Annotated in this window: 11 protein-coding genes and 1 tRNA gene; all 12 read right to left on the bottom strand. The window is 62.7% G+C overall.

Annotated elements, in window-relative coordinates; all coding sequences use genetic code 11:
- Positions 1-471 precede the first annotated feature (471 nt).
- A tRNA-Pro gene (locus ABCP74_RS04390) sits at positions 472-548 on the bottom strand.
- A gap of 80 nt (positions 549-628) precedes the next feature.
- Positions 629-1,843, bottom strand: coding sequence for a bifunctional phosphopantothenoylcysteine decarboxylase/phosphopantothenate--cysteine ligase CoaBC (gene coaBC / locus ABCP74_RS04385; protein WP_343000775.1), 1,215 nt, complete (start codon positions 1,841-1,843; stop codon positions 629-631).
- 2 nt (positions 1,844-1,845) lie between these two features.
- Complete coding sequence (locus tag ABCP74_RS04380; protein WP_161154700.1) at positions 1,846-2,565, bottom strand: zinc ribbon domain-containing protein; 720 nt, start codon at positions 2,563-2,565, stop codon at positions 1,846-1,848.
- Entirely contained in the window at positions 2,562-3,371 is an 810-nt protein-coding gene (locus ABCP74_RS04375; protein ID WP_343000776.1) for a Nif3-like dinuclear metal center hexameric protein, read from the bottom strand. Before ABCP74_RS04375 ends, ABCP74_RS04380 begins: the two co-directional genes overlap by 4 nt.
- The gene (locus tag ABCP74_RS04370; RefSeq protein ID WP_343000777.1) at positions 3,368-4,546 is read right to left on the bottom strand and encodes a cysteine desulfurase family protein; all 1,179 of its coding nucleotides are present in this window, start codon (positions 4,544-4,546) and stop codon (positions 3,368-3,370) included. Before ABCP74_RS04370 ends, ABCP74_RS04375 begins: the two co-directional genes overlap by 4 nt.
- Before the next feature lie 6 nt (positions 4,547-4,552).
- Positions 4,553-5,224, bottom strand: coding sequence for a ribulose-phosphate 3-epimerase (gene rpe / locus ABCP74_RS04365; protein WP_055250140.1), 672 nt, complete (start codon positions 5,222-5,224; stop codon positions 4,553-4,555).
- 18 nt (positions 5,225-5,242) lie between these two features.
- Positions 5,243-6,250, bottom strand: a complete 1,008-nt coding sequence (locus tag ABCP74_RS04360) for an NAD(P)H-dependent glycerol-3-phosphate dehydrogenase (protein ID WP_055250142.1) — start codon at positions 6,248-6,250, stop codon at positions 5,243-5,245.
- Between the two features lie 9 nt (positions 6,251-6,259).
- The gene (plsY, locus tag ABCP74_RS04355; protein ID WP_055250144.1) at positions 6,260-6,943 is read right to left on the bottom strand and encodes a glycerol-3-phosphate 1-O-acyltransferase PlsY; all 684 of its coding nucleotides are present in this window, start codon (positions 6,941-6,943) and stop codon (positions 6,260-6,262) included.
- Positions 6,936-8,270 carry a ribosome biogenesis GTPase Der gene (der, locus tag ABCP74_RS04350; protein ID WP_117776260.1) on the bottom strand — a complete coding sequence of 445 codons (1,335 nt, stop codon included), beginning with the start codon at positions 8,268-8,270 and terminating at the stop codon, positions 6,936-6,938. Before der ends, plsY begins: the two co-directional genes overlap by 8 nt.
- A 10-nt stretch (positions 8,271-8,280) precedes the next feature.
- Entirely contained in the window at positions 8,281-9,723 is a 1,443-nt protein-coding gene (locus ABCP74_RS04345; protein ID WP_343000778.1) for a DUF512 domain-containing protein, read from the bottom strand.
- Between the two features lie 2 nt (positions 9,724-9,725).
- Positions 9,726-10,625 (bottom strand): 4-hydroxy-3-methylbut-2-enyl diphosphate reductase, encoded by a 900-nt coding sequence (locus ABCP74_RS04340; protein WP_343000779.1) that lies wholly within the window; start codon positions 10,623-10,625, stop codon positions 9,726-9,728.
- A gap of 2 nt (positions 10,626-10,627) precedes the next feature.
- Positions 10,628-11,356, bottom strand: coding sequence for a lysophospholipid acyltransferase family protein (locus ABCP74_RS04335; protein ID WP_343000780.1), 729 nt, complete (start codon positions 11,354-11,356; stop codon positions 10,628-10,630).
- Positions 11,357-11,359 lie beyond the last annotated feature (3 nt).

The following is an 11,359-nucleotide window of genomic DNA, read 5'->3' as shown; positions in this document are numbered from 1 at the left end:
CGCAACCGGTGAAACCGCCTTTGCGCGAACGGCGCGCCTGTTTAGCGAAACTGGTGAAAAATAGATTGACGCTAACATGGCTCTCAGAGCGTCTGCCACACTCCCCCGCCATTACCTCTGCGGGGTCCTCGTGTAGAGCTCATCCTGCTTGGCATTTCGCTGCAACAGCCCACTTGTCCACCGATCAAGTGAACTACTGGAATAAATACAGCGACACGCTTGTCCGTTATAGTCGCTATATCTGTGTTAATCGCCGCGATAAATACAGCCTGTACTCGGCTGCATACCAGCTACGCGTATGTAGATTCATATTGCGTTAATAAATCGGCTCAAGCGTGTGCAAAACGCGCAAGTAGCCGCAAAAGGCGATTATCGCGCAGGTAGATTTTTGGCACCCTGTTGCTTAAACAAAATTAAGCAATTGCATAAAACAAAAAAGGTCAGGCACAAGGTGCCTGACCTGCAAACTTCTGGTCGGGACGACTGGATTCGAACCAGCGACCCCTTGACCCCCAGTCAAGTGCGCTACCAAGCTGCGCCACGTCCCGAAGCTTTTGTTTGTTGCTCTGCTCTCGCTCGCAACAGGGAGTATATTAACCCGAAACTTTGTCCTTGTGCAAGAACTTTTTTACAAATTTTGAAGCAAGTCCAAAATTGTATCTGCGAGCTGGGGTTTTGTTAGAACGGGAAGTTCTTGCGTACCCGTTGTGCTCACGATCCAAGCCTTGTTGGTGTCGGTTCCAAAGCCCGAATCGGCGCGTGAGACATCGTTGGCGATAATGGCATCGCAGCCTTTGCGGGTCAATTTGCGCTCGGCGTACTCGACGACGTTATCAGTCTCGGCTGCAAAGCCGATTACGAGGCGATCGCCCTTTTGGCGTGAAAGTTCGGCCAAGATGTCAACGGTCTCGACGAGCTCGATTCGATCCAGGCGCTCGTTGGCCTTTTTGAGCTTATGGTCCGCCGGGGCCGCCGGCGTGTAGTCGGCGACGGCGGCGGCGCAAATGGCCGCGTCGGCCGTCTGGAAGGCGCTCAGCGCTGCCTTGAGCATTTCTGAGGCGGTCTGTACGTGCACGCACTCCACACCGCGGGGAACGTCGAGCGATGTCGGTCCCAGCACGAGCGTGACGGCGGCACCGCGACGTGCGGCCTCCCCCGCCAGGGCGATACCCATCTTGCCCGAAGAACGGTTGCCAATGAATCGCACCGGGTCGATCGGCTCGTGCGTGGGGCCGGCGGTGATGACGATGCGCTTGCCCGTCAGGTCTTGCGGCACGGGGTTGAGCACCTCACAGACAGCCTCGACGATGTCCTCGGGCTCGCTCATGCGGCCCGTGTCCACGTCGCCGCACGCAAGGTAGCCGCTGCCGGGTCCCACCACGTGAACGCCGCGGTCGCGCAACGTGGCCATGTTGGCCTGCGTCGCCGGCGCCTTCCACATGCCATTGTTCATGGCCGGCGCGATCACGACGGGCCGCGGCGTCGCAAGCAGCGTGGTGGAGATGAGGTCGTCGGCGATGCCGTTGGCCATCTTGGCGATGATATTGGCCGTCGCGGGCGCCACGACCACCAAGTCGGGCTCCTGCGCAAGCGAGATATGGTGGATGGGGTCAGACGGGTCGTCGAATAGCCCAACCGCGACCGGCTCATTGGTGAGCGCGCGGAAGGTGAGCGGACCCACAAACTCGGTAGCATGCTCGCTCATAACGACTTTGACACGTGCGCCGCGCTTTTGCAGCAGGCGCACGATATTGCACGACTTATAGGCGGCGATCCCGCCGGTAATGCCCAGCAGGATCGTTTTTCCCTCAAGTTGCATTGAATTGTTGGATGCTGCCGTCATCGCTAGGCTTCCTTGCTCGGGAGCACCAGGAGGCGGTGGCAGTACGGACAGTGCGTAATCTCGCTACCGTCGTGGTTGAGGTCGCTCATGGACGATGCCTGCAGCGCGGTGTGGCAGACCGTGGGGATGTTGCCCTTGATGGTCTCGACGGCCAGGCCGCGGAACTGCTTGAGCAGGCGCTCGTAGTCGCTGAGCACGTCGGTGGGCAGCGTAGCGGCCAGCGCGGTGCGCTCCTTGGTGGCGGCATCGATCTGGGCCTGGAGGTCGGCTGCCTTGGCGCGGGCGGCCTTGGTGTCGGCCTTCACGCCCTCCTCGAACTTGGCGATGATTGCCTGTGCGCGAGCCTCGCGGTCGAGTGCCTCCTTGTGGGCGACTACGACGTCCTTGCGGGTGTGCTCGATCTTGTCCAGGCGCTTGGCCAGGGTGGCGAGCTCGTTTTCCAGGTCCTGTACCTCGCGGTAGTCAGAGCCGTCGACGTGGCGCTTCTTAGCGGCCTCAATGGCGTTATTGGTCTGGATCTCGGTGGTGTTGAGATCGTCGAGCTCAATATCCAGGTCCTTGCGCTGAGCGTAGAGCTTGGTCATTTCGGACTTGAGCTTTACATAGGTCTTGCGCTTGGAAGCGAGCTCCTTGAGCTCCGGCATATTGGCAAGTTCGCTCTTGTTGCGGGCGAGCTCCAAATCGATCTGTTGCAGCTTGAGTAGCGTAGCGCCGGCGCTCATAAGTTCTCTCCTTTTGTCACAGTCCACCATTGGCAAGGGTTCAGTATTTTAATCGCATGACGGGGGTCAACTCCGGCGTCAACTGCAGAGTTCATCAATATATCAACGAACGGCTCCTCGGAGCGGTCGTGGCCGAGCAAGATCACCGGCAGCCCGCGCAAGGCAAGGTCTTGCGCCACGTGGTAGCCCGCCTCGCCCGTCACGACAACATCTGCGCCCGCGGCGATGGCGAGCTCTCCGAAGTCGCCCAGGGAGCCGCCCAAAATGGCGACGGTGCGGCACGGGCGATCAGCTTTGCCCCACACACGCGGGTCGCTGCCAAAGGCCGTGGCAGCACGGGTGGCAAGATCGCGCAGCGTGCACGGGTCGTTGAGCGTTGCAAGTGCGCCCAGGCCGGTGGCCTCGGGGTCGTCCACGTGCTCCAGTGAGCTCACGGGTGCGGCACCCAGCAGCTTGCTCAGGCAGATACGTGCCTCGTGCGAGCGGTCCAGGTTGGTGTGGAGCGAGATAATGCTCACGCCGCAACGGGCTGCCTCGTAGAGCGCCGCGCTGCATTGGGGGCGCGTCGCGCCGGGCGGGCAAAACGCCTCGGGCGCCTTGATATAGATGGGATGATGCGTTAGCAGCACGTTGGCGCCGGCCTCCTGGGCGCAGTGCACATTGGCTTCGGTCGCATCGAGTGCGCAGGCAACACCGGTAATCTCCGCGGCAGGGTCGCCGACGGAGAGTCCTACATGGTCCCAACTCTCGGCATTGGTCTTGGGATAGCGTGCCAGCAGCGCGCGCTCAAGCTCGGCGACGATCATGCGGCGCCTACGATCGAGAGCAGCGTCTGGGCAAACTCGTCCAGATCGTCCGGATTCACGCGGTCGTCGAAGGAGATGCGCAAGGCACCCAGCGCCTGTTCGCGGCCGATGCCCATCGCGCTGAGCACGTGGCTCGGGTCCATGCTGCCACTCGAGCATGCCGAGCCTGCCGACACCTCAAAGCCGGCGGCGTCGAGCTTGATGATGAGCTCCTCGGAGTCCATGCCGTCAATGTAGATCGATACCATGCCGGGCAGACGGTCGGCTTGCGCGTAGTCACCCATGGTGGCGTGAATGCGCGGGTGGGCCGTAAGCGTGGCGTAGAGCTTGTCGGAAAGGGTTTGCAGCTTCGCGCGCTCCTGAGCCACATGGGGCGTCAGAGACGAGGCGGCAGCGGCAAAGGCGAGCTGCGTGCGCAGGTCTTGCGTGCCGGCACGACGACCGGCCTCCTGTCCGCCGCCGAAGATGCGCGGGCGCAGCGGCGTGCGGCTCTTAAGGTAGAGTGCGCCAGATGCCACGGGGCCACCGATCTTGTGCGCGGCAACGGTCATGGCGTCAACTCCCAGCTCGGTGACATCGAGTGGAATATGCAAGTAGCCCTGGATGGCATCGGTGTGGAACAGGGCACCTGCGGTGTGCGCAGCTGCGGCAAGCTCGCGGATGGGCTGCACCACGCCGGTTTCGTTGTTGGCGACCATAATGCTCACGAGCGCCACGTCGTCGCCTAGCAGCTCGACAAGCGTGGCAGGCTCAACGTAGCCCGCGCGGCAGGGCTGCACCAGGTCGACGGTAAAGCCGGCGGCACGCAGCAGCGGCAGGTTGTCCAGAATCGAATCGTGCTCGATGGCCGAAACGATTACGCGACCGCGCTTGCGATCGCGCTGACGAGCGCCCTCGGCAAGACCGAGCAGCGCCAGCTGGTTGGCTTCGGTGCCGCCGTTGGTCAGTACAATCTCGGACGGGCGGACGTGCGCGCCAAAGCTGCGGGCGATCTCGCGACGTGCAACCTCCAGACGCGCGGCAGCCTTGCGGCCGAGCGAATGCAGCGAGTTGGGGTTGACGCCGGCAAGCTCGCTGTCGTCGTACTCGCGCTGCGCAAGGAGCGCCTCGGCGCGCATTGGCGTCGAGGCGGCATAGTCAAGATTCACGGGTATGCGGTTTTGACCTGCGGTCATAAGGGTTTATGCCTCCTGTGCGGCCTCGTTGCCCAGCTTCTGCAGCAGCGCAACCTCGGCAGCGGGATCTTCGGACTTAAATACGGCGGAGCCGGCCACGAGCACGTTGGCGCCGGCCTTGACGACCTCGGCGATGTTCTTGGAAGAGATACCGCCGTCGACCTCGATCAGGGGCGACACGCCGTGGCGCTCGCACATGGCCTTGAGCTCGTGAAGCTTTGCGATGGTGCCCGGGATAAAGCTCTGGCCGCCAAAGCCCGGGTTCACGCTCATGAGCAGCACCATATCGACGACGTCGATGATGCTCTCGAGCACGCACACGGGGGTGGCGGGGTTGAGCACCACGCCGGCCTTGACGCCGCGCTGCTGCAGATGCGTGAGCGTGCGGTGCAGGTGCGTGGAAGCCTCGTAGTGCACGGTGATCATGTCGGCACCGGCGTCGGCGTACCAATCGACCGTCTCGTCGGGGTTCGTCACCATGAGGTGCGCGTCGACCGGTACATCGGTGGAGCGCTTGACGGCCTTAAGGATGTCAACGCCAAAGGTGAGGTTGCCGGTAAAGTGACCGTCCATAACGTCGAAGTGCACGTAGTCGGCACCGGCGATCTTGTCGAGTTCGCCCTTGAGGTTGGCCATGTCGGCCGAAAGGACAGACGGAGCGATTTTGATGGAACCCATGGTAGAAGCCTTTCTGCGCTAGTCGGTGAGTCCGTAGAACTCTTGAGAAGGGACGCGATCTGTGAGAATCTCGAGCGCCCTATCCAAAGTAACACCGTTGTAGAGCGTTTGCTCCACGGCAAAGGTGAGCGGAATGTCTACGCCCAGTGAACGGGCAAGCTCACTGACGCTGCGGGCCGCGACGGCGCCCTCGACCACCATATGCGTACGTGCCTGGTACTCGTCGAGCGAGATGCCGTGGGCAAACTCGTAGCCAAAGGTGCGGTTGCGCGAATGCTCGGAGGTGCAGGTGGCAATGAGGTCACCCATGCCGGCAAGACCCATGCAGGTCATGGCTTGACCGCCGCGGGCGTGCACCAGACGGCTGATCTCGGCCAGGCCGCGCGTCATGATAAGGGCAAGCGTGTTGTCGCCCGCACCAGAACCGGCGGAAATGCCGCACACGATGGCGATGACATTTTTCATGGCGCCGCAAACCTCGACGCCGGTCATGTCCTGCGACAGGTAGATGCGGAAGGCCGTGGATAGGAGCAGGTCCTTAAAGGTCTCCCCTACCTGTGGATCATTGCTGGCGATGACGGCGGCAGAAAGCCCGCCGCGGCAGATCTCCTCGGCATGGTTGGGGCCCGAGAGCGCCGCGACACGCGACTCGTTGCCGATCTCACTGGCGATTACCTCACTCATAAGCAGGCCGGATTCGGGCTCAATACCCTTGGTGAGGCAGAGTGCCGGGGTGTCGGCGGCGATGAAGGGTGCTGCCTGATGGCATACGCTGCGCAGGTGCGTGGAGGGCACGGCAAAGATGATGGCCTCGGCGCCGTCGAGCGCCTGCGACAGGTCCGTGGCGGCGACAACGTTGCCGGGCAGCTCGTAGTCCACCAGATACCGGGGATTGCGGTGCTCGGCATTGATGCCGGTGGCCGTCTGCTCGCTATGGGCCCACATGGTCACGCGCTCGGCTCGCTCGGCGGCGAGGCCGGCGACGGCGGTTCCCCAGGAGCCGGAGCCAATCAGCGCAACATTCATGACTCTCTCCTACTTATCGTCGGGCTCGGTGACGCGCTTGGTAAACGAGAGCTTGGACTCCTTACCGGCCATGAGCTTTTGGATATTCGAGCGATGGGCCCACACCACGGTGATGCCGATCATCGCCATGCAGAACTTGAGGCCCAGGCTGCTGTACGGAAAGACCGCGCAAGCAGCGATAGGAAGTCCGATGGCCGCGGCAAGCGAACCCACTGACACATACTTGGTGATGGCGACGGCTACGATAAACATGCCCAGCAGCGACAGGCCAATAGGCCAGTACCAGGCGAGGATGACACCCAGACCAACTGCGATACCCTTGCCGCCGTGGAAGTTGAGATAGGGCGAGAAGATATGGCCCCACACGGCTGCCAGGCAAATGACACCGAGCATCCAGTCGCCGGGGGCTCCGGGCGCCATGATGTTCGGCGGAAATCCATAGCCCACGCTCGCGATGAACGGACGGGCGATGACAACGCAGATGGCGCCCTTAAGGCAGTCGAGCAGCAGCGTGAGCGCGGCCACCTTGGGGCCGGCTACGCGCAGGGCGTTGGTGGTGCCGATGTTACCGGAGCCCGCCTTGCGAATGTCGGTGTGGTTAAACACGCGGCCCAAGATCAGGCCAAACGGAATCGCTCCGATAAAGAACGAGACCACGGCGCAGATGGCGGTCAGCAGAATCGGATTATGCATCCTTTTGCTCCTTCTTCCTAAAGAAGAGTCGAATGGGCGTGCCGGCAAAGTCGAAGGTCGAGCGCATGCGGTTCTCCACGTAGCGCTGGTAGGTGTCGTTGACCAGGTCACTGTGGTTGACGAAGAACGTGAACGTCGGCGGGTTGACGCCCGTCTGGGTCACGTAGTGCATGCGCAGGCGGCGCTTGCCGTCCACCACGGTATGACCGAACTCGCGCAGGTCGGTGAGGAACGCGTTGAGGCGCGAGGTGCTAATCTTCTGCGAGCGCGTCTTTTCGGCGGCGTCTACCATCGCCCAGATCTTCTCGACGCTGCGGCCGGTGAGAGCAGAGATGCGCAGGTACTGGGCCCAGGGAGCCATGACGCCCAGACGGCGGTCGATGGTCTCCATGCAGGCCTCGCGCTTACGGTCGTCGTCGAGCAGATCCCACTTGTTGAGCAGCACAACGATGGCGCAGCCGCGCTCGATGGCAAGACCCATGACCTTCTGGTCCTGCTCGGTAACGCCCACGGAGGCGTCGACGACGAGCAGCGCCACGTCGGCGCGGTCGATGGCGCGCAGGCCGCGGACCATGGAGTAGTACTCGATGTTCTCGTACACGGTGCTCTTCTTGCGAATGCCCGCGGTGTCGACCATGCGGTAGTGCTTGCCGTTACGCTCGACGACAGTGTCGATGGCGTCGCGCGTCGTGCCGGCAATGTTGGACACGATAGAACGGTCGGCGCCCAGGATGCGGTTGAACAGCGACGACTTGCCGGCGTTGGGGCGGCCGATGATGGCCACGTTCAGCGCGTCGGGGAACTCATCGGCGACCTCGTCTTCTTCCTCGGGAAGCAGGGCCACGATATCGTCGAGCAGGTCGCCCGTGCCATGGCCATGCAGGGCCGAGAGCGGCGTGGGCTCGCCGATACCGAGCGAATAGAACTCCCAGATGCTGTCGTTTTCGCGATCGGGGTTGTCGAGCTTGTTCACCAGCAGAAAGACCGGCTTGTCGCAGCGCTTGAGCATGCGGGCGACCGACTCGTCCTCTTCGGTGACGCCGGTGCGGCCATCGACTACAAACAGGATGACTGCGGCTTCCTCGGCGGCGGCGAGCGCCTGGTCGCGGATGGACGTGGCAAAGACGTCGTCGCTCTTGAGCGGCTCGATACCGCCCGTGTCGACGATGGTGAACTCGCGGCCGTTCCAATCGGCCGTGTGATACGAGCGGTCGCGCGTGACGCCGCGAGACTCGTGGACGATGGCGTCCGAGGTCTGGGCCAGGCGGTTAACGAGCGTGGATTTGCCCACGTTGGGGCGTCCGACGACGGCGACGATAGGTTTCATCTGCTCTCCTTTAATGGGTAGGTTCAGTGGAAGTGTTAGAGTCGGCAGGCACAATGCCAAGGATATGCTCCAGGGTATCGAGCAGCTCATGCGGCATGGTTGACACCACATGAACCTCGGCGCCGCGACTGGTAAGGCTTGCGAGTAAATCGTCACGATGATACTCGTCAAGCGTCATGCCGTCAGCGTTGAACATGAGCTTAGGCACAAAGAGCATAACCCCCGACAGATCTTGGGGCAGCTGCTCCAAGATGTCACACGCGACGATGAGGCCGGTCACGTCCACGTTGCCGCCAAAGTAGCGGTTCTTGATGGCCGTGACAGTGCCGGCGAGTCCCTGGGGCGACTCCACAAAGCGGGCCACCGTGTCGCGTGCGCTGGCGCCCGAGAGGCACAGCAGATGCTGGCTGCGGGCGGCGATGGCCTCGCGGACGCGGGCCAGACGCTCGGTATAGGCGGCAAGCACGTCGTCGGTCTCGTCTAGATACGAGCGGATCATGCCGATGCCGTCGTAGTACTGCGGGTAACCGTCGTAAAAGTCTGCCTCTGGAGGATCGATGCCGGCGTCCAGATAGAACTCGTCGCTCATCTGGAAGGTGTGGCGGCCAAAGCGCTCATAGGCGCGGTCCTGGAACGGTCGGATCATGGCAATGGTCTCGCGCGCCAGTTCGGGCTTGTCGCTGTATGACCAGCTAAAGCGGTTTTGGTGTTTGGTAAAACCGAGCGGCACAATGCCCAGGCTTGTGATTTGCTCGTGCTCCTCGCAAAAGCGCAGGGTCTTTTCCAGCTCCTCGCCGTCGTTCATGCCGGGGCACAACACGATCTGCGCGTGAATCTCGATGCCGGCGGCCATGATGGTCTCGAGTACGTCCATGCCTCGCTGGGCGTTACGGCCCATCATACGACGGCGGACGTCGGGGCTCACGGCATGGACCGACACGTTCATAGGGCTCATGTTGCGTTGGATGACGTTTTGCACGTCCTCGTCGGTGAGGTTCGTGAGCGTGACGAAGTTGCCCTGCAAAAAGCTCAGGCGGTAGTCGTCATCGCGAATATAGAGCGTTGAGCGGCCGCCCTTGGGGAGCATCGTCATAAAGCAGAACACGCAGGCGTTCACGCAGGTGCGCATGCCATCGAAGATGGGGCCATCGAACTCAAGGCCCCAGTCCTCTCCCGGGAAGCGGTCGAGCTCGACGGGGGTGACGGTGTTGTCGCGCGGGTCGAAAACCTCGAGGTCGACGGTATCATCGTCGGCCTCCCAGAGCCACACAATCATGTCGGTAAGCTGCTCACCGTTGACCGTGAGCACGCGCATGCCCGGCTCGATACCCACATCCCATGCGGGCGATTCGGGACGCACGTTCTTAACGAGCGCGCCCTCACCCGGCTCGGGGTCGCGGCTGCGCCCGTAATCGGCCACCTCGGCGGCGTATGCGGGTACGGTCTGGTCCATGATTAGCGGCAAAGCTCCTTGATGCGCGCGACGGCGCGTTCGATGTGTTCTTGCGGTGTGGAAGCGCCGGCGGTGATACCGATGTGGCGCGCGCCGGCAAACCACGCGGCCTGGAGCTCGGAAGCTTCCTCGATATGATACGTGCGCTCACAGGCGTCTGCGCAAATCTGCGCCAGGCGGCGGGTGTTGCCCGAGTTCTTGCCGCCCACCACGACCATGCAGTCGCAGCGGTTGGCAAGTGTGGCTGCTGCCTGTTGACGCTCACTCGTGGCGGCGCAGATGGTGTTGATCACACGCAGCTCCTGCACGCGCGGGGTTATGGCGGCCACGACCTCGGCGAGGTTCTGCGCGGTCTGGGTGGTCTGCACGACGAGGCCTACCTTGCCCTTGAGCGGCAGCGCGTCCGCATCGGCAGCGCAACTCACGACCTGCGCGTTATCACCAGCGTGGCCCAGGATGCCCTCCACCTCGGGATGGCCCGGCTCGCCCACGACGAGTACGCGGTAGCCTTCGCGCACCAGGCGCTCGGCCGCCACATGAACCTTCTTCACGTAGGGGCAGGTGGCGTCGACCACGTTGTGGCCGCGTTCACGAGCGGCATCGATGACCTGCGGCACCACGCCGTGGGCGCGGATGATCACGGTGCCGGTTGCGGCGTCGTCCAGGGTTTCGGCCAAGCCAACGCCTGCCTCAGCGAGCTCGCGTACCACGATGGGGTTATGGATGAGCGGCCCCAAGGTATGGACCTGAGCGCACTCACCTGCCTGCGGCGCGGCGGCCAGCGCCATATCGAGCGCACGCTGTACGCCGTAGCAAGTGCCGGCGTGGGCGGCGATCTCGATGGTAGGCGCGGTTGTCTGGTCGGACGTAGTCGCGGCGGTGTTCGTCACGTTCTCGCTCATGGCTAGAACCTGCCCGGATGCTCGGCGCACAGATCGTCTCGCATGGCGTAGACGCGGTTCATGGCCTCGGACTCAAACCAAGCCAGGCGCTCAGTGCGCTTAAGCCCGGCCGGTGCGTCGGAAAGCGAGACGGCCTTGCCGGCGCGGATCCAGCACTTCTTGGGACGCATGATCTTTTTGCCCGCGGGCGTGATGTCGGACCAGCCGCAGATGGCGAGCGGGTTCACAGGTGCCTTGCCCATCTGAGCGATGAGCGCAAAACCGCCGTGGACCTCGGGCTTGATCTCGCGCGAGCGGATGCGCGTGCCCTCGGGGAAGATCAGGACGTCCTCGCCGCGCTGCAGCGCATGTTGGGCGGCGCGCAGGCACTTCATATCGGCAGTACCACGCTCCACGGGGATGCCGCCAACGCGGCTAAAGGCCCAGCGCACAATCTTGCTCTTGGCGAACTCGGACTTAAAGATGGGACGAATGCGGCGCCCCCCAAAGAACAGCGCCGTCTCCACGGCCAAGAGCTCGGCCATCGAGGTGTGGTTGCAGATGACCACGCTTCCGCGGCCGTCCTGGCGCTCAAACAGCAGATTGGCATCCTCGACCTTCCAACGCCACATGAGCTTGGAGAAGGCCCAAAGAATAGCCATGACCACGACGACGGTGCCGCGGATGAGCGCCGGGAACTCGGCGTAGGGGGCGTTGTAGTAATCCTCGGGCGTCTGCTTAAACAGGCGCATGGG

Source organism: Collinsella aerofaciens, assembly GCF_039062315.1.
GTDB classification, from domain to species: domain Bacteria; phylum Actinomycetota; class Coriobacteriia; order Coriobacteriales; family Coriobacteriaceae; genus Collinsella; species Collinsella aerofaciens_BG.
Note: the sequence above shows the minus strand (reverse complement) of the source record. Positions and strands in the feature narration are given on the sequence as shown.

Bases quoted from the DNA above. Each gene is read 5' to 3' on its own strand.
- coaBC (WP_343000775.1), bottom strand. From the start codon at position 1,843: ATGACGGCAGCATCCAACAATTCAATGCAACTTGAGGGAAAAACGATC.
- ABCP74_RS04380 (WP_161154700.1), bottom strand. From the start codon at position 2,565: ATGAGCGCCGGCGCTACGCTACTCAAGCTGCAACAGATCGATTTGGAG.
- ABCP74_RS04375 (WP_343000776.1), bottom strand. From the start codon at position 3,371: ATGATCGTCGCCGAGCTTGAGCGCGCGCTGCTGGCACGCTATCCCAAG.
- ABCP74_RS04370 (WP_343000777.1), bottom strand. From the start codon at position 4,546: ATGACCGCAGGTCAAAACCGCATACCCGTGAATCTTGACTATGCCGCC.
- rpe (WP_055250140.1), bottom strand. From the start codon at position 5,224: ATGGGTTCCATCAAAATCGCTCCGTCTGTCCTTTCGGCCGACATGGCC.
- ABCP74_RS04360 (WP_055250142.1), bottom strand. From the start codon at position 6,250: ATGAATGTTGCGCTGATTGGCTCCGGCTCCTGGGGAACCGCCGTCGCC.
- plsY (WP_055250144.1), bottom strand. From the start codon at position 6,943: ATGCATAATCCGATTCTGCTGACCGCCATCTGCGCCGTGGTCTCGTTC.
- der (WP_117776260.1), bottom strand. From the start codon at position 8,270: ATGAAACCTATCGTCGCCGTCGTCGGACGCCCCAACGTGGGCAAATCC.
- ABCP74_RS04345 (WP_343000778.1), bottom strand. From the start codon at position 9,723: ATGGACCAGACCGTACCCGCATACGCCGCCGAGGTGGCCGATTACGGG.
- ABCP74_RS04340 (WP_343000779.1), bottom strand. From the start codon at position 10,625: ATGAGCGAGAACGTGACGAACACCGCCGCGACTACGTCCGACCAGACA.
- ABCP74_RS04335 (WP_343000780.1), bottom strand. From the start codon at position 11,356: ATGCGCCTGTTTAAGCAGACGCCCGAGGATTACTACAACGCCCCCTAC.